At 61.9% G+C, this 16,576-nt stretch carries 17 protein-coding genes and 1 riboswitch; of the genes, 11 read left to right on the top strand and 6 right to left on the bottom strand.

Features of this window, described 5'->3' with window-relative positions; all coding sequences use genetic code 11:
- Window positions 1-34: 34 nt before the first annotated feature.
- The 4 genes from RG836_RS12890 to purM all read right to left on the bottom strand — a co-directional run bounded on the left by RG836_RS12890 (window position 35) and on the right by purM (window position 3,024).
- Window positions 35-214: a hypothetical protein gene (locus RG836_RS12890; RefSeq protein WP_310845902.1), complete on the bottom strand. Its 180-nt coding sequence runs from the start codon at window positions 212-214 to the stop codon at window positions 35-37.
- Between the two features lie 379 nt (window positions 215-593).
- Complete coding sequence (locus RG836_RS12885; protein ID WP_310845900.1) at window positions 594-1,307, bottom strand: DUF3108 domain-containing protein; 714 nt, start codon at window positions 1,305-1,307, stop codon at window positions 594-596.
- Between the two features lie 8 nt (window positions 1,308-1,315).
- The gene (gene purN / locus RG836_RS12880) at window positions 1,316-1,966 is read right to left on the bottom strand and encodes a phosphoribosylglycinamide formyltransferase (RefSeq protein WP_310845898.1); all 651 of its coding nucleotides are present in this window, start codon (window positions 1,964-1,966) and stop codon (window positions 1,316-1,318) included.
- Window positions 1,966-3,024, bottom strand: coding sequence for a phosphoribosylformylglycinamidine cyclo-ligase (purM, locus tag RG836_RS12875; protein WP_010456810.1), 1,059 nt, complete (start codon window positions 3,022-3,024; stop codon window positions 1,966-1,968). Before purM ends, purN begins: the two co-directional genes overlap by 1 nt.
- 389 nt (window positions 3,025-3,413) lie before the next feature.
- On the opposite strand from purM, the gene RG836_RS12870 reads away from it, so the two are divergent.
- From RG836_RS12870 to RG836_RS12850, 5 genes are all read left to right on the top strand, one after another.
- Window positions 3,414-4,472, top strand: coding sequence for a DUF2066 domain-containing protein (locus tag RG836_RS12870; RefSeq protein WP_310845897.1), 1,059 nt, complete (start codon window positions 3,414-3,416; stop codon window positions 4,470-4,472).
- Between the two features lie 44 nt (window positions 4,473-4,516).
- Window positions 4,517-5,590 (top strand): AI-2E family transporter, encoded by a 1,074-nt coding sequence (locus RG836_RS12865; RefSeq protein WP_310845896.1) that lies wholly within the window; start codon window positions 4,517-4,519, stop codon window positions 5,588-5,590.
- A 230-nt stretch (window positions 5,591-5,820) separates the two neighbouring features.
- Complete coding sequence (hda, locus tag RG836_RS12860) at window positions 5,821-6,525, top strand: DnaA regulatory inactivator Hda (protein ID WP_008033543.1); 705 nt, start codon at window positions 5,821-5,823, stop codon at window positions 6,523-6,525.
- A gap of 222 nt (window positions 6,526-6,747) precedes the next feature.
- Window positions 6,748-7,389: a C40 family peptidase gene (locus RG836_RS12855; protein WP_310845894.1), complete on the top strand. Its 642-nt coding sequence runs from the start codon at window positions 6,748-6,750 to the stop codon at window positions 7,387-7,389.
- Between the two features lie 167 nt (window positions 7,390-7,556).
- Window positions 7,557-8,096 carry a C40 family peptidase gene (locus tag RG836_RS12850; RefSeq protein ID WP_310845893.1) on the top strand — a complete coding sequence of 180 codons (540 nt, stop codon included), beginning with the start codon at window positions 7,557-7,559 and terminating at the stop codon, window positions 8,094-8,096.
- A 52-nt stretch (window positions 8,097-8,148) separates the two neighbouring features.
- Here RG836_RS12850 and RG836_RS12845 read toward each other — a convergent pair whose 3' ends face one another.
- Window positions 8,149-9,462, bottom strand: coding sequence for a PQQ-dependent sugar dehydrogenase (locus RG836_RS12845; RefSeq protein WP_310845891.1), 1,314 nt, complete (start codon window positions 9,460-9,462; stop codon window positions 8,149-8,151).
- A gap of 63 nt (window positions 9,463-9,525) precedes the next feature.
- The gene (locus RG836_RS12840) at window positions 9,526-10,110 is read right to left on the bottom strand and encodes a hypothetical protein (protein ID WP_310845889.1); all 585 of its coding nucleotides are present in this window, start codon (window positions 10,108-10,110) and stop codon (window positions 9,526-9,528) included.
- A gap of 154 nt (window positions 10,111-10,264) precedes the next feature.
- Window positions 10,265-10,507, top strand: a riboswitch (cobalamin riboswitch).
- A gap of 81 nt (window positions 10,508-10,588) precedes the next feature.
- On the opposite strand from RG836_RS12840, the gene cobO reads away from it, so the two are divergent.
- From cobO to RG836_RS12810, 6 genes are read left to right on the top strand one after another with little or no spacing between them, the layout of a single operon-like run.
- Window positions 10,589-11,200 (top strand): cob(I)yrinic acid a,c-diamide adenosyltransferase, encoded by a 612-nt coding sequence (cobO, locus tag RG836_RS12835; RefSeq protein WP_310845887.1) that lies wholly within the window; start codon window positions 10,589-10,591, stop codon window positions 11,198-11,200.
- Window positions 11,197-12,534, top strand: a complete 1,338-nt coding sequence (locus RG836_RS12830) for a cobyrinate a,c-diamide synthase (protein ID WP_310845885.1) — start codon at window positions 11,197-11,199, stop codon at window positions 12,532-12,534. The genes cobO and RG836_RS12830 overlap by 4 nt, the downstream gene beginning before the upstream one ends.
- Window positions 12,531-13,181: a 5,6-dimethylbenzimidazole synthase gene (bluB, locus tag RG836_RS12825; protein ID WP_310845883.1), complete on the top strand. Its 651-nt coding sequence runs from the start codon at window positions 12,531-12,533 to the stop codon at window positions 13,179-13,181. Before RG836_RS12830 ends, bluB begins: the two co-directional genes overlap by 4 nt.
- Window positions 13,178-14,086, top strand: a complete 909-nt coding sequence (gene cbiB, locus RG836_RS12820; protein WP_310845881.1) for an adenosylcobinamide-phosphate synthase CbiB — start codon at window positions 13,178-13,180, stop codon at window positions 14,084-14,086. The genes bluB and cbiB overlap by 4 nt, the downstream gene beginning before the upstream one ends.
- Entirely contained in the window at window positions 14,079-15,071 is a 993-nt protein-coding gene (gene cobD / locus RG836_RS12815; protein WP_310845880.1) for a threonine-phosphate decarboxylase CobD, read from the top strand. The genes cbiB and cobD overlap by 8 nt, the downstream gene beginning before the upstream one ends.
- Entirely contained in the window at window positions 15,068-16,519 is a 1,452-nt protein-coding gene (locus tag RG836_RS12810) for a cobyric acid synthase (protein WP_310845879.1), read from the top strand. Before cobD ends, RG836_RS12810 begins: the two co-directional genes overlap by 4 nt.
- The last annotated feature ends 57 nt before the right edge of the window (window positions 16,520-16,576 follow it).

Genomic DNA, 16,576 nt, shown 5'->3' with positions numbered 1-16,576 from the left:
GTTTTTACAAGTCTGTGGTTACGCATGTGTTCCTTCAGGATTGCCTTTTCTGTTCCAGGGTTTCCAGTTCCGCCTTGTAGTTGTGAGCATCGGTTTCAGAATGAAACATGCCCACTAACAGGTCTTGCTGATGCACATCCCAGATGCGAATGCCGGCGGCTACCACTTCGTGGGATTTGTGCGAATCGTCGCGTTCAGTCACTTTTACAGTCATTGGCTAACTCCACTGTTCAGTTGATCTGCACACGTAGGTTAGATGCTGCGGGCGTGTGCAGGACTCTGTTATAGAGTTAGTTAGCTGGCTAGGTAAATCGCTGAATTTGGAAACGGATTTTTACCGATTTGGACAAAATGCTGCAGCCCTTGTAAACCGCGGCATTCGGCCGCAGGGGCTGAAGTTGCATGACAAAGGTTTCATATTGGGCGGGCATTTGCGGGGCGGTTGAGGCCTCTTCGCGAGCAGGCTCGCTCCTACCATGAAATACATTTCCCGTGGGAGCGAGCCTGCTCGCGAAATCGATGTCACTCACGCCACCTGCCAACAGCCATAAAAAAGCCCCGCAGTCAGCGAGGCTCTTCATGATCAAAGCGACTTAGCTGCCTTTCACAGCCTTGCCGTTGACCGTACCGTCCTGGAGCATGATGTTGTACTCCTTGCCGTCGGTTTCCATTTGCTGAAGGCGAACCAGCAAGTAGTCCCAATCCTTGGCGAACCACAGCACGGTGATGCGCTTGCTTTGGGTCGGGTCGCGCACGCGCTCGACCTTGATCGCGTCAATCTGGCCAGCCTTGGTGTCGACTTTTTCCGAACCCAGCACGCGGAAGTCGTAGGTATCGACTTCGCCATCATCGACTACCTGATAGCTCATGCTTTTCTTGCCGGCGGCCACGTCATGTTGCAGCGCCAGTTGGTAGGTGGATTTGTCGACCATGCCACGGTTCAGCGGGATCTTCACCGCGTCGCCGCGATCAGTGCCGGTGACGAATTTGCTGTTCCAGTCGAAATCCAGGTCGGCTTTCTTGGCTTTACCCAGACCGCCACGCTCGAAGTGATAGGACTGCGGGAGCAAGGTCTCTTTGTCGACGGTCAGGGTGCTTTCTTCAGACAGGCTGGCGATCATCATCGAGGCCTTGAAGCTCAGCTTCCAGACACCATTGGCTTCCTTGGTCAAACTGCGCTCGGCGGTGCCGCTCATGGGCAGCTGTTTCCAGTCGGCGGTGTAGCTGGCGGAGAACGGTTGAAGGTCTGCAGCCTGTGCCAGAGGCAGGGCCAACAGAGCGCAAGCGAAGAGCAGGGCGCGACGCATAAAATCTCCTAGATACGAATCAAGTGGCCGCTGGCCGCGAGTAACTGCCCGTCCAGTAAAGCACCCTGGTCATTGAGTGTCAGCCGACCTTCGGCGAACCACTGTACGGCCATCGGGTAGATCCGGTGTTCCTGGGCATGGACCCGCTGCGCCAGACTGTGCGGCGTGTCGTGCAACTCTACCGGTATTACTGCCTGTACGACCAGAGGTCCGCCATCGAGTTCCTCGGTGACAAAGTGCACAGAGCAGCCGTGCTCGGCGTCCCCGGCCTCCAGCGCGCGTTGATGAGTGTGTAACCCTTTGTATTTTGGCAGCAGCGACGGGTGGATATTCAGCAGTCGGCCCTGGTAGTGGCGCACGAAGTCAGCGCTGAGGATGCGCATGAAACCGGCCAGGACCACCAGTTGCGGATCGAAGGCATCGATCAGTTCGACCAGCGCGGCGTCGAAGGCTTCGCGGCCATCGTATGCCTGGTGATCGAGGGAGCGCGTGGCGATACCCGCGTCCCGGGCGCGCTGCAAGCCGTAGGCGTCAGCGCGGTTGGAAATCACCGCAGCGATGCGCACCGGGCTATCGCCGGTGCTCACGCTGTCGATCAGGGCCTGCAAATTGCTGCCGGTGCCGGACAACAGCACCACGACATTACAGGTAGCAGACATCAATGTGCCTTAAGGTTCTTCAGCTCAACCTGGGCAGCGCCTTCAGCGGCGGTGGCGATCTGGCCGATCACCCAAGGCTGCTCGCCGGCTTCGCGCAGTACGTTCAGCGCGGTCTCAACGTGCTCTTGCGCCACGCAGATGACCATGCCAACGCCGCAGTTCAGCACGCGGTGCATTTCGTTTTCGTCGACGTTGCCTTTTTCCTGCAGCCAGTCGAACACCGCCGGGCGGGTCCAGCTTGCTACGTCGACCACGGCTTGCGCGCCTTTAGGCAACACGCGCGGGATGTTGTCCAGCAGGCCGCCGCCGGTGATGTGGGCCATGGCCTTGACCGCGCCGGTGTCCTTGATCAGCTTGAGCAACGGCTTGACGTAGATGCGGGTCGGCGCCATCAGCAGGTCGGTCAATGGCTTGCCGTCGAGCTGGATGTTCTCAATGTCGGCACCGGACACTTCGATGATCTTGCGGATCAGCGAGTAGCCGTTGGAGTGCGGACCGGACGATGGCAGGGCGAGCAGGGCATCGCCAGCCGCGACTTTGGAACCGTCGATGATTTCCGATTTTTCCACGACGCCGACGCAGAAGCCGGCCAGGTCGTAGTCTTCGCCTTCGTACATGCCCGGCATTTCAGCGGTTTCGCCGCCGACCAGGGAGCAACCGGACAGTTCGCAGCCAGCGCCGATGCCAGTGACCACTTGGGTCGCGGTTTCAACGTTGAGCTTGCCGGTGGCGTAGTAGTCCAGGAAGAACAGCGGCTCGGCGCCGCACACCACCAGGTCGTTGACGCACATGGCCACCAGGTCGATGCCGATGCTGTCATGCTTGTTCAGGTTCAAGGCCAGGCGCAGCTTGGTGCCCACGCCGTCGGTGCCGGAGACCAGCACTGGCTGTTTGTAGCCGGCCGGGATTTCGCAGAGGGCGCCGAAACCGCCCAGGCCGCCCATGACTTCCGGGCGCGCAGTGCGCTTGGCGACGCTCTTGATGCGTTCGACCAATGCTTCACCGGCGTCGATGTCTACACCGGCGTCCTTGTAGCTCAGGGAGGGTTGCTTGCTCATGATCCAGGCCTTTAGGGGGGATTCAGGGGTAACGACCGAATTCAACGGGGCCGCTGAAACAGACGTGGGCGGTGGCCGTACGCGATTTTCAGGGCGCCCGGCTGTTGCCGGTCTGCGAAGGCGCGCGATTTTATCAGGCTTGAGGGGCAGCGGCCATCCTCGGGCCGACGGGCAGGGCCATATCCTGCAAAAAAACACGGATCGAGGACAGCGCGCGGCGGTGACTGGCAGTAGTCTGCCTGTATCAGCCAAGGCCGTTAACCGGCTATGGTTAAGGCAGCGCGAAAACTTCCACTGGCCCTGTGAATGAATTGCCCGGGCCTGTGGTCACAGCATGCTCAAGTGTCTTCACGCGGTCGGTCCAGCCGCTTTGCCGTCAGGAATCCTCCATGCGTCTGTGTACATTCTTGTTTGTGGGCTGTTTATCCCTGGTCAGCCTGGCGAGTCATGCCGAATCCCTCAAAGGCCTCTATCAAGTGCGGCAGCCGGTCACCAGCCAGGCGCCAGCGGAACGGGATGAAGCCACTCAGCGTGCCCTCGACACGTTGGTGCTACGCCTGACTGGCGACCCGAAGGCACCGCAGCATCCTGGCCTGGCGGCGCTGCGCAAGGATCCGCAGCAAATCATCAGCCAGTACGGCTACGACGCCGGCCCGCCGGAAACCCTCAATGTCGATTTCGATCCGGCGACCACCGACCGCGTGTTGCGCCAGGCCGGTTTGTCGCTGTGGGGCAGCAATCGGCCGTCGATTCTTGGCTGGTGGTTGAACGAATCCACCGAAGGCTCGAGCCTGGTGGGTGATGGCCAGGCCTCCGCCGCACCGTTGCGGCGTGCCGCGCAACACCGTGGCTTGCCGTTGCGTTTGCCGCTGGCTGATCTTAATGAGCAGATTGTCGCTACCGCGCCGAATCTCGAAAGCAGTGACCCGGCGCCGTTGCGCGGTGCCTCCGAGCGCTACAACGCCGACGCCTTGCTGGCGGTGCATGCCCGTGAAGAAGGCGGGCAATGGCAGGCCAAGTGGCAATTGTGGCTGGGCACGCAAAAAGAGGCCGGCAGTGTGCAGGGCGCTGACCCGGCGGCCCTGGCGGACGGTGTGATGCTGGCGATCACCGAACGCCTGGCGCCGCGCTTCGTGACCAAGGCCGGTGTGGCGTCCGAACAACTGCTGCAAGTGCAGGGCATGAATCTGGAGCGTTACGCGGCCCTGGGTCGTCTGCTCGAACCGTTTGCCGCGCGTCTGCAGCGGGTCGACGGCGACAGCATCGTTTATCGGGTCAACGGCAGCCTCGAACAATTGAAGGCGCAGTTGGCCCTCGGGCATTTGCAGGAAGTGCCAGCGGGCGAAGCGTTGCCCGAGCCGGCGCCGGTCCAGCCAGTGGCTGACGGTTCCGCTCCGGCCGTGGCGCCCGTCGCACCGCCAGTGCCGCAACTGCGGTTTCGCTGGTAAGTCTTTCTATATAGCTTTCTATTAATAACAGCAGGGAGTGGTACATGGCCGATACGCGGCGTTGGTTCTGGCTTGGTGGGTTGGTCCTGCTTTGCGCGTTCATTTATTTGCTGCATCCGATCCTCACGCCATTCCTGGTGGCGCTGTTGCTGGCCTATCTGTTCGATCCGCTGGTCGACCGTCTGGAAAAGCTCGGGTTGTCGCGAACCTGGGGCGTGATCGCGGTGTTCGCGCTGTTCACCTTGATCGTCACGGTGTTGCTGCTGGTATTGGTGCCGATGCTGGCCAAGCAGTTAGTGCGGCTATATGAGCTGGCGCCGCAAATGCTCGACTGGTTGCAGCACACGGCGATGCCGTGGGCGCAGTCGAAGCTGGGGTTGGCGGACGGGTTCTGGAAGTTCGACAAGGTCAAAGCTGCCATCAGCGAGCACATGGGCCAGACCACCGACATCGTCGGCGTGGTCCTGAGCCAAGCCACGGCCTCGGGCTTGGCGCTGATCGGCTGGATCGCCAATCTGGTGCTGATCCCGGTGGTGAGCTTCTACCTGCTGCGGGACTGGGACCTGATGATGGCCAAGATCCGCAATCTGCTGCCCCGTGATCGCGAGGAGCGCGTGGTGTCCCTGGCGGGTGAATGTCATGAAGTGCTGGGCGCCTTCGTTCGCGGGCAATTGCTGGTGATGGTCGCGTTGGGTGTGATTTACGCCGCCGGGTTGATGCTGCTCGGCCTGGAGTTGGGCCTGTTGATCGGCATGATCGCCGGGCTAGCCGCCATCGTGCCGTATATGGGCTTCGTCATCGGCATTGGCGCCGCGCTGATCGCCGGGTTGTTCCAGTTCGGTGGCGACCTGTACCCGATGATCGGGATCGTCGCGGTGTTCATGGTCGGTCAGGCACTCGAAGGCATGGTGCTGACGCCATTGCTGGTCGGCGACCGGATCGGCCTGCACCCGGTGGCGGTGATTTTCGCGATCCTGGCCGGCGGCGAGCTGTTCGGGTTTACCGGCATTCTGCTGGCGTTGCCGGTGGCGGCGGTGATCATGGTGCTGGTGCGTCACGTACGTGATTTGTATAAGGATTCGGACATGTACAGCGGTGTCGAGGACCCTGATTTGTAGCGGTCCGAGGCGCATGAAAAAGGGCGAGCCGATGGATTGTCGGACTCGCCCTTTGTGCACCTGCGCCTGTCACAAGCGGCGCCATAGAAACTGACGCCAATCCAGGGCACCCACGCAAACCTTTGATTTTGCTTGTGGACCGGCGCATTGTGCGGTCCGGCTCACGGGTATAAACTTCGCAAACTTTACACAGAGGCCACTAATGGTTCCTTCGGAACCGTTCAGTCAGCATGAAACCGATTCAGCTGCCCCTAGGTGTGCGTCTGCGTGATGACGCTACCTTTATCAATTACTACCCAGGCGCCAATGCCGCTGCACTCGGCTATGTCGAGCGGCTTTGCGAAGCCGACGCCGGCTGGACGGAAAGTCTGATCTACCTGTGGGGCAAGGACGGGGTAGGGCGCACGCATTTGCTGCAGGCGGCGTGCCTGCGCTTCGAGCAATTGGGTGAGCCGGCGGTGTATCTGCCGCTCGCGGAGCTGCTGGACCGTGGCATCGAAATCCTCGACAACCTCGAACAGTACGAACTGGTCTGCCTCGACGACTTGCAAGCGGTCGCCGGTCGGGCGGATTGGGAGGAGGCACTGTTCCACTTGTTCAATCGCCTGCGTGACAGCGGTCGGCGCCTGCTGATCGCCGCATCCACCTCGCCTCGGGAGTTGCCGGTGAAGCTGGCGGACCTCAAGTCGCGCCTGACCCTGGCCCTGATCTTCCAGATGCGTCCCTTGTCCGATGAAGACAAATTGCGTGCGCTGCAACTGCGCGCGTCGCGTCGCGGTCTGCATTTGACCGATGAGGTCGGGCACTTTATCTTGACCCGCGGTACCCGCAGCATGAGCGCGTTGTTCGAATTGCTTGAGCGTCTCGACCAGGCCTCGCTCCAGGCTCAGCGCAAGCTGACCATCCCCTTCCTGAAAGAAACCCTCGGCTGGTAAAGCGAAAAAATAGTGGCTTACAGCCACCTTTTGTCGGATTTCAGGCGCCAGAAAACCCGCGAGCCACAAGGGCTACAGCGGTTTCGCCCAGTGAAATCGAGGCTAAGCGCTTAGATGTTAACGAGAAACCAACAAGTCACATAAAGTTCGATTGAATTTGCAAATGAAGTCGATAGCGGGCATAGTCTCGGCTTCTTTACAACTTCAGCCACGGTCGTGCCCATGCTAAATCGCTTCGCACCCCTCGTGCCTCTCGCACTGGTTACCCTGTTGTTTGGTTGCGCCGCTCACTCTCCAGTGTCCGAGCACGTGCAAAACCCGCAGGTGAAAAATTCCGTTACTGCCCAATCTTCGGTCCGTTACCAGGACGCTCTTTTCCTCGAAGAGAAGTCCACCGAAAAAGAACTCGCGGACTTCGCCGGCGGCAAGTCTTATCAGCTCCCGGTTCTGGCCGATAGCATTCTCGAACGCGGCATGTCCCTGATCGGTACCCGTTACCGTTTCGGTGGCACCTCTGAAGCTGGTTTCGATTGCAGTGGCTTCATCGGTTATCTGTTCCGCGAAGAAGCCGGCATGAACCTGCCGCGCTCCACCCGCGAAATGATCAACGTTGATGCACCGCTGGTGTCCCGTAGCAAGCTGGAGCCGGGCGACCTGCTGTTCTTCGCCACCAACGGCCGTCGCGGTCGCGTCAGTCACGCCGGGATCTATCTGGGCGACAATCAATTTATCCATTCCAGCAGCAGCAAAAGCGGCGGCGTGCGAATCGATAGCCTGGGCGACAGTTACTGGAGCAAAACCTTCATCGAAGCCAAGCGCGCACTCGCTATGGCTCCGACGGTGGTCACCGCCAGCAACAAGTAAACGCACCACTTGTAGGGCGAAGTTAAAGTCTTACTTGAAGTTTGCGCCGTAAGGGCTAGAATCCTGATCTATAGTTGATGGCAAACCGCCTGCGTCCGACGCAGGCGGTTTTGTTTTCTCCGGCTCACGGCAGAGAAGGCCGTATCCAGATCAGGGTTGTTCTGCATATGTCGACTACCGCTCGCCTCACGCTCATCCTGTTCGCAGCGCTGCTCAGTGCCTGTGCCAGTCGTACTCCGCCGCCGCCTGCCCCAGTCGTTCGCGCCCCCATCGTCTTCGGGCCGGCCCAATCGTTCTCGCCTGCCGCTGAAGATGTGCTGTTCCGCGCCTTGGGCCTGGTGGGCACGCCCTATCGCTGGGGCGGCAACACGCCGGACTCAGGGTTCGATTGCAGCGGCCTGATCGGCTACGTTTACCGTGATGCCGCAGGCATCAGCCTGCCGCGTTCGACCCGCGAGATGATCAGCATGCGCGCCCAGAACGTCGGCAAGGAAGGCCTGCAAACCGGCGACCTGATTTTCTTCGCCACCAATGGCGGCTCGCAAGTCAGCCACGCCGGCATCTACGTTGGCGAAGGGCGCTTCGTCCATGCGCCCGCCACTGGCGGCACGGTGAAGCTCGACAGCCTGTCCAAAGCTTATTGGCAGAAAGCCTACCTCAGCGCCAAGCGCGTGTTGCAGCCTGAGCACCTGGCGCATAACCCCTAGCGGTCCGCGCCATAGAAAAAACCCTGTGGGAGTCGCCTCTCACAGGGTTTTTTTATTTCGTGGCCGACACTCGCCAGATCTTGTTGCCCACATCATCCGCCACCAGCAAATCACCCTGCTGATCGATGATCACGCCAACCGGGCGACCCATGGCTTTCTCATCCTCGTTGAGGAAACCGGTCAGCACGTCCAGCGGCTGGCCGTTCGGCTTGCCAGCGGCGAAAGGCACGAATATCACCTTGTAGCCGCTGTGCGGTTTGCGGTTCCACGAGCCGTGCTGGCCAATGAACGCACCCTCGGTGAACGGCGCCGGCAGCGTGCTGCCTTCGGCGAAAGTCAGGCCCAATGACGCGGTGTGCGGGCCGACCGCGTAATCCGGGGCGATAGCCTTGGCGACTAGGTTCGGGTCTTGCGGCGTAACGCGCACGTCGACGTGTTGGCCGTAATAGCTGTAGGGCCAGCCATAGAAGCCGCCGTCCTTGACCGAGGTAATGTAATCCGGCACCAGGTCGCTGCCGATTTCGTCGCGCTCGTTGACTGCGGTCCACAGCGCGCCGCTTTGCGGTTCCCAGCTCATGCCATTGGGATTGCGCAGGCCGGAGGCGAAGATCCGGTGCTGGCCACTGGCGCGATCGACTTCCCAGATCGCCGCACGCCCGGTTTCCGCTTCGAAGCCGTTTTCCGCAACGTTGCTGTTCGAACCGACGGTCACGTACAGCTTGCTGCCGTCCTTGCTGGCGATGACGTTTTTGGTCCAGTGGTGATTCAACGGGCCGCCCGGCAAGTCGACAACTTTGGTCGCTGGCGCGCTGATCGAGGTATCGCCGTCCTTGTAGGGGAAGCGGATCAATTTGTCCGAGTCGGCCACGTACAGATCGTTGCCGACCAGGGTCATGCCGAACGGCGAGTTGAGGTTTTGCAGGAACACCGTGCGGGTTTCCGCCACGCCGTCGTGGTTGCTGTCGCGCAGCAGGGTGATGCGGTTCGCGCTCGGCACGCCGGCGCCGGCGCGGCCCATGACTTTTTCCATGACCCAGCCACGAATGCCTTTGCTGTCATCGGGTTTCGGCGGCGCGTTGGTTTCAGCGACCAATACGTCGCCGTTCGGCAGCTTGTACAGCCAGCGCGGATGATCCAGGCCTTTGGCGAAGGCGCCTACTTGCAGGCCCTGGGCCGCAACCGGTTTGCCGCCGTCCGGCCAGCCGATTGCCGGGGCGATGTTAACGGTGGGAATCAGGGTTTTGTTCGGTTCCGGCAACTTGGGCGAAGCCCCGGTGCCATCCGACACTTGCAGTGTGGAGGACTCGCCGCAGGCGACCAGGCCGGCGGCGAGCGCAATGACGACAACGAATTGAGGCTTGAACATGCGGGCATCCCTTTGAGTGCACTGTGTAGTGGTAGAGACACTCGGCGCCGCGATGGTTCAACCTCAGCCGCGCGCTTCCTTGAACAGCATCGCAATTCCGGGGTGATAGTTGCCCGATTCGTTACGCAACTTGCGATATGCATAAGGGAAGTACCAGGCGACGGCACAGGTGTGCTCCTTCTGCAGGTCGTCGACCATGTCCTGCAATTCTTCCGGCGTCGCGCTTTGCTGGGCTTTTTGCGGGGAGACAAACAGGCAGCCGAGTTTCAGGTCGCTGGCGTAGCTGATGCGTTTGGCGTCGCTGGTGATGTCTTGCAAGGCTTGGGTCAGGTTGAGGTTGTTGACCTTCGGCCAGCGCTGGGTGGTTTGCAGGTAAGCGCGCTGTTCGGCGCCGGCAATCATCAGATCGGCGCGGGCGTTGCGTTCGCCTTCTTCGAGTTGCTTGCGGGTGCTGGTGTGTTGCAGCGTGACCATCTCTGCCATCCAGGCCGCCGCCGACAGCAGGCCGAGGTTGGCTTGTTCGTCAAACCAATATGGCGAGTCGTTATCGCCGCGCACAGCGTTGTAGCGGTCGATGCAGTCGAACCAGCGCTCCAGCACCGGGCGCAGGAATTCCAGCTTCGGATTGCTGATGATCATGCCTTGCATGGGGCTCACCCTTCTTTGTGTGATGTTAAATTTATGGCGCTTTGATATCACTGTGACAAGCGTCGCACAAGATTGACGTCAGATATTTGAGCGGCGGCGGATAAACGGCGACGGCGGTCCTGCTTTCATTGACGCTCCACCCCCAACCCTCTAACCTTCGCGGCTTGTTTCAGGTGCTCTGTGGCCACGGTCGACAGGGTGAAACAGGGAAACCGGTGAGTGCTGCTTCTATTGCTGAAACCACGATCCCGGTGCTGCCCCCGCAACGGTAAATGAGTGAAAGCTGCGCCAGCCCTTTAACCAGGGCCAGCCACTGTGCCAATCCGGCATGGGAAGGCGCGCAGCCCGGCCTGCGCCGCTCATGAGCCCGGAGACCGGCCTGATCCATCCAGCGGCATCACGGTGGGCGATGCCAGGCTTTTTGCCGTCTATTCCTGTGCCCGCCCGCCGTGACCCCGCCTCAACGGAGAGCTGCCCCATGACTGATTCCCCCGAACGTGACGAACGCCACCTGGCACGCATGCTGCGCAAAAAAGCCGTGATCGATGAACGCATCGCCAATTCCCCCAACGAATGCGGTTTGCTGCTAGTGCTCAGCGGCAACGGTAAAGGCAAGAGCAGCTCGGCGTTCGGCATGCTCGCGCGGTCCATGGGCCACGGCATGCAGTGCGGCGTGGTGCAGTTCATCAAGGGCCGCAACAGCACCGGCGAAGAATTGTTCTTCCGGCGATTTCCCGAACAAGTACGTTTTCATGTGATGGGCGAGGGCTTCACCTGGGAAACCCAGGACCGCCAGCGCGACATCGCCGCCGCCGAAGCCGCGTGGGCAGTGTCCCGCGAATTGCTGCGCGACCCGTCGATCGGCTTGGTAGTGCTGGATGAACTGAACATCGCCCTCAAGCACGGCTACCTCGATCTCGATCAGGTGCTCAGTGATTTGCAGGCCCGCCCGCCGATGCAGCACGTGGTGGTAACGGGGCGCGGCGCCAAACCGGAAATGATCGAACTGGCCGACACCGTGACCGAAATGGGCATGATCAAGCACGCCTTCCAGGCCGGGATCAAAGCGCAGAAAGGCGTCGAACTTTGACTCAGCCACGTCATTGCCCGGCGGTACTGATCGCCGCGCCGGCCTCCGGTCAGGGCAAAACCACCGTCACCGCCGCGCTGGCCCGTTTGCATCGCAATCAGGGGCGCAAGGTGCGCGTGTTCAAATGCGGCCCGGACTTCCTCGACCCGATGATCCTCGAGCGCGCCAGCGGTGCGCCGGTCTATCAATTGGACATGTGGATGGTCGGCGAGCAGGAAAGCCGTCGTCTGTTGTGGGAGGCTGCCGCCGAGGCCGACCTGATTCTGATCGAAGGCGTGATGGGCCTGTTCGACGGCACGCCGTCCAGTGCCGACCTGGCGCGCCACTTTGGCGTGCCGGTGCTCGCGGTGATCGACGGCACCGCCATGGCCCAAACCTTCGGCGCATTGGCCTTGGGCCTGGCGCGCTACCAGCCAGACCTGCCGTTCGCCGGTGTGCTGGCCAACCGGGTCGGGACCTTGCGCCACGCGCAATTGCTTGAAGGCAGCCTCACCGAAGGCCTGCGCTGGTACGGCGCGCTCTCGCGGGAAACCGGCATCGAGTTGCCCAGCCGCCATTTGGGCCTGGTCCAGGCCAGCGAACTGAACGACCTCGACCTGCGTCTCGACGCCGCCGCCGAAGCCTTGGCCGGCAGCTGCGAGGTAGCGCTGCCACCAGCAGTCGAATTCGCCGCACCGACATTGATCGACGCCGAGCCTTTGCTGGCTGGGGTGCGGATCGCCGTGGCCCACGACGAAGCGTTCGCCTTCACTTACGGCGCCAGCCTCGATCTGTTGCGCGCGATGGGCGCCGAGTTGAGTTTCTTCTCGCCGATTCGTGACTGCGAGTTGCCGCCGGCGGACAGCCTTTACCTGCCCGGTGGCTACCCGGAATTGCACCATGTGGCGCTGTCGCAAAACACCGCGATGCTCGACGCAATCCGCGCTCACCATGCTGCCGGCAAACCCTTGCTCGCCGAGTGCGGCGGCATGCTGTACCTACTCGATTCGCTGACCGATGTCGAAGGCACCCGCGCCGAATTGGTGGGGCTGCTGGAGGGCGATGCGGTGATGCAAAAGCGCCTCGCCGCACTGGCGCTGCAAGCGGTTGAACTGCCGGAAGGCACCTTGCGCGGGCACACCTACCATCACTCGTTGACCACCACCGAGTGGCAGCCAATCGCGCGCGGCCTCAGCCCCAACGGCGGACGCGGCAATGAAGCGGTGTACCGCGATGGGCGCATGACCGCTTCGTATGTGCACTTCTACTTCCCGTCGAACCCCTCAGCCATCGCCGCACTGTTCGCGCCTGACTCAATCCCTGTGGGAGCTGGCTTGCCAGCGATAGGGCCATGACCGACAACGCATTTACCGAAGCCGAGCGCGCGGCGGTCTATAAAGCCATCGCCGAACGCCGCGACATGCGCCATTTCAGCGGCGGCACGGTCGCGCCGCAAATACTGCAGCGCCTGCTCGAAGCCGCGCATCAGGCCCCAAGTGTCGGCCTGATGCAGCCGTGGCGCTTTATCCGCATCAGCGATCGTGGCCTGCGCGGGCAGATCCGCAACCTGGTGGAAGAAGAACGGATACGCACCGCCGAAGCCCTCGGCGAGCGCACCGATGAATTCATGAAGCTTAAAGTCGAAGGCATCAACGATTGCGCCGAAGTATGGGTGGCGGCGTTGATGGACGATCGCGAGCGGCATATTTTCGGCCGCCGCACCTTGCCGGAAATGGACATGGCGTCGCTGTCCTGCGCGATCCAGAACCTGTGGCTGGCGGCGCGCGTCGAAGGCCTGGGCATGGGCTGGGTGTCGCTGTTCGAACCCCAGGCCCTGGCCGATCTCCTGCAATTGCCGCCGGGTGCCAAGCCGCTGGCGGTGTTGTGCCTGGGCCCGGTCGAGGCGTTCTATCCGGCGCCCATGCTGGTGCTCGAAGGCTGGGCGCAAGAGCGCCCGTTGGCCGAGTTGCTGTATGAGAATTATTGGGGAGTCAAAGCATGAGTGTGGCGTTGCTGAGCGTCGCTGCGGTGGCGCTGGATGCGCTGCTCGGTGAACCAAAACGCTGGCATCCGCTGGTTGCGTTTGGTCGATTTGCCGAGCGCGTCGAGCAACGTCTGAACGCCGCCGGGCGCGGCTGGCGCAGCCATGGCGTCACCGCGTGGGTGATCGTGGTGTTGCCGCTGACCCTGCTGGCCACGGCATTGTCCTGGGCGCCTTATGTCGGTTGGCTGGTGGAGATTCTGGCGCTGTATTGCGCCCTCGGCCTGCGCAGTCTCGGCGAGCATGTCTCGCCAGTGGCCCAGGCCTTGCGCAGTGGTGATCTGGAAGAGGCGCGCAAGCGTGTCGGTTACCTGGTCAGCCGCCAGACCAGTGAACTGGACGAGACCGAAGTGGCGCGCGCCGCCACCGAATCGGTGCTGGAGAACGGCAGCGATGCGGTGTTCGCCGCGCTGTTCTGGTTCGTGGTGGCCGGCGCGCCCGGCGTAGTGCTCTATCGCTTGAGCAATACCCTGGATGCGATGTGGGGTTATCGCAATGAACGCTTCGAACGTTTCGGCTGGGCGGCGGCGAAAATCGACGACGTCCTCAACTACATTCCGGCGCGGCTTGTCGCGTTGACCTACGCACTATTGGGAAAAACCCGACTGGCGTTTAAATGCTGGCGCACGCAAGGCTCGACCTGGGACAGCCCCAACGCCGGCCCGGTGATGGCCGCTGGCGCGGGTGCATTGGGCGTCGAGTTAGGCGGAGCGGCGATTTATCACGGCGAGTTGCACGTGCGTCCGCAACTGGGCGAGGGCGTGCCGGCGGACGCCGATGCCATCGACCGTGGCTGGCAATTGGTCCAGCGCGGGGTATGGTTATGGCTGCTGATTCTTTGCCTGGGGGCTGAGTTCTATGCTTGAGCACGGTGGTCGGCTGCGTAAAGCGGCGTCGCAATACGGGATTGCCGAAGCCGATTGGCTGGACCTCTCCAGTGGCCTCGCGCCCTGGCCCTTCCCGGTGCCGGAAATTCCCCTGCGCGCCTGGGCCCGCTTGCCGGAAACGGACGACGGCTTGGAGCAGGCCGCGTGTACTTATTACGGTGCAGCCCAAGTGCTGCCGGTGGCCGGCTCGCAGATGGCCATCCAACTGCTGCCGCGTTTGCGCCGGGCCGGCAAAGTTGGCGTGCTGTCGCCCTGTTACGCCGAGCACGCCGAAGCCTGGCGCCGCAATGGCTACATCGTGCGCGAAGTGCTGGAGCAGGAAGTAGATTTCTTTGTCGATTCCCTCGACGTGCTGGTCGTGGTCAATCCGAACAACCCCACCGGGCTGATGTTGTCGCCGGAGCGCTTGCTGGATTGGCACGCACGGCTGGCTCAGCGCGGCGGCTGGTTGGTGGTGGATGAGGCCTTCATGGATAACACGCCGTTGCTGAGCGTGGCGGCGTTTGCCAATCAGGTCGGGTTGATTGTGTTGCGTTCGTTCGGCAAGTTTTTCGGCCTGGCCGGGGTGCGTCTCGGCTTCGTCCTGGCTGAGCGCAAACTGCTCAAGTTGTTGGCGGAGCAGGTCGGGCCCTGGGCAGTCAGCGGCCCGACGCGAGTGCTCGGACAGGTTTGCCTGCAAGATAGCGCGGGGCAGACTCGACAGCGGTTGCGCAGTGACGCGGCGAGCCAACGCCTGGCGCTGTTACTGGAGCGTGTCGGCTTCCAGCCCGAGGGCGGCTGCGCTTTGTTTCAGTGGGTGGTGACCGAACACGCCGAACATGTGCACGACTTCATGGCCCGGCGCGGCATCCTCCTGCGGCTGTTCCCGGCCACCAGCAGTCTGCGTTTCGGCTTGCCCGGCGAGGAGGCCGACTGGCTGCGGCTCGAGCAGGCTTTCGACGCACTGACCAAGGAATTGGCATGACCACGCTGATGGTGCAAGGCACCACGTCCGACGCTGGCAAAAGCACGCTGGTGACCGCGCTGTGCCGCTGGGTCACGCGACAGAATATTGCAGTGGTGCCGTTCAAACCGCAGAACATGGCGCTCAATAGTGCCGTGACTGCCGACGGTGGCGAGATCGGACGCGCCCAGGCTGTGCAGGCACAAGCCGCATTCCTCGCGCCGCACACCGACATGAACCCGGTGCTGCTCAAACCGAACAGCGACACTGGCGCGCAAGTGATCATTCATGGTCGCGCCGTCACCACCATGAACGCCGTGGCCTATCACGATTACAAAGCCATCGCGATGCAAGCGGTGCTCGCCTCCCACTCGCGACTAAGCGCGGCGTATCCAGTGGTGATGGTCGAAGGCGCCGGCTCGCCAGCCGAGATCAACCTGCGCGCCGGCGACATCGCCAACATGGGTTTCGCCGAAGCGGTGGATTGCCCGGTTATTTTGATTGCCGATATCAATCGCGGCGGCGTGTTTGCCCACTTGGTCGGCACCCTTGAACTGCTGTCGCCGAGCGAACAGGCGCGGGTCAAGGGTTTCATCATCAACCGTTTTCGCGGCGACCTCGCCCTGCTGCAACCGGGCCTCGACTGGCTGGAGCAGCGCACCGGCAAACCGGTGATCGGCGTGTTGCCCTACGTCATGGATTTGCACCTGGAGGCCGAGGACGGCATCGATCAACGCCAGACCGACAAGGCCGAGCAGGTGCTTCGGGTGGTGGTGCCGGTGTTGCCGCGGATCAGTAACCACACCGATTTCGATCCGCTGCGCTTGCATCCGCAAGTCGACCTGCAATTCATCGGCCCCGGCCAGGCGATTCCGCCCGCTGACCTGATCATCCTGCCCGGCTCGAAAAGCGTGCGCAGCGACTTGCTGTACTTGCGCGCCAACGGCTGGGACACGGCCATGGCCCGGCACCTGCGTTATGGCGGCAAGGTCCTCGGGATTTGCGGCGGCCTGCAAATGCTCGGCGAGCAACTGCACGATCCGCTGGGCCTGGAAGGCGCGCCGGGTTCCAGCGTCGGCCTTGGCCTGTTGGCATTCGACACGGTGCTGGAAGCCGAGAAGCAATTGCGCAACGTACGTGGGCGATTGGTGCTGGAAAACGCTGAAGTCAGCGGGTATGAAATCCACGCGGGCGTGACCACCGGGCCAGGCCTGGAAAACGCCGCCGTGCAACTGGACGATGGCCGCTGCGACGGCGCGCAAAGTCTCGATGGACAAGTGTTCGGTACTTACTTGCACGGCTTGTTCGAATCCCCTGCAGCGTGTTCGGCGCTGTTGCGCTGGGCCGGGTTGCACGATGTGCAGGAAGTCGATTACCACGCACTGCGCGAGCGCGATATCGAGCGTTTGGCGGATCTGGTCGAGCGGCATCTGGATACCGGTTTGCTGCGAGAACTCTGTGGGATCTAAAGGACTGCACAAAACCCTGTGGGAGCTGGCTTGCCAGCGATAGCGCCAGCCGCCTTA

This window comes from Pseudomonas rhizozeae, assembly GCF_031583775.1.
GTDB lineage: Bacteria > Pseudomonadota > Gammaproteobacteria > Pseudomonadales > Pseudomonadaceae > Aquipseudomonas.
Note: the sequence above shows the minus strand (reverse complement) of the source record. Positions and strands in the feature narration are given on the sequence as shown.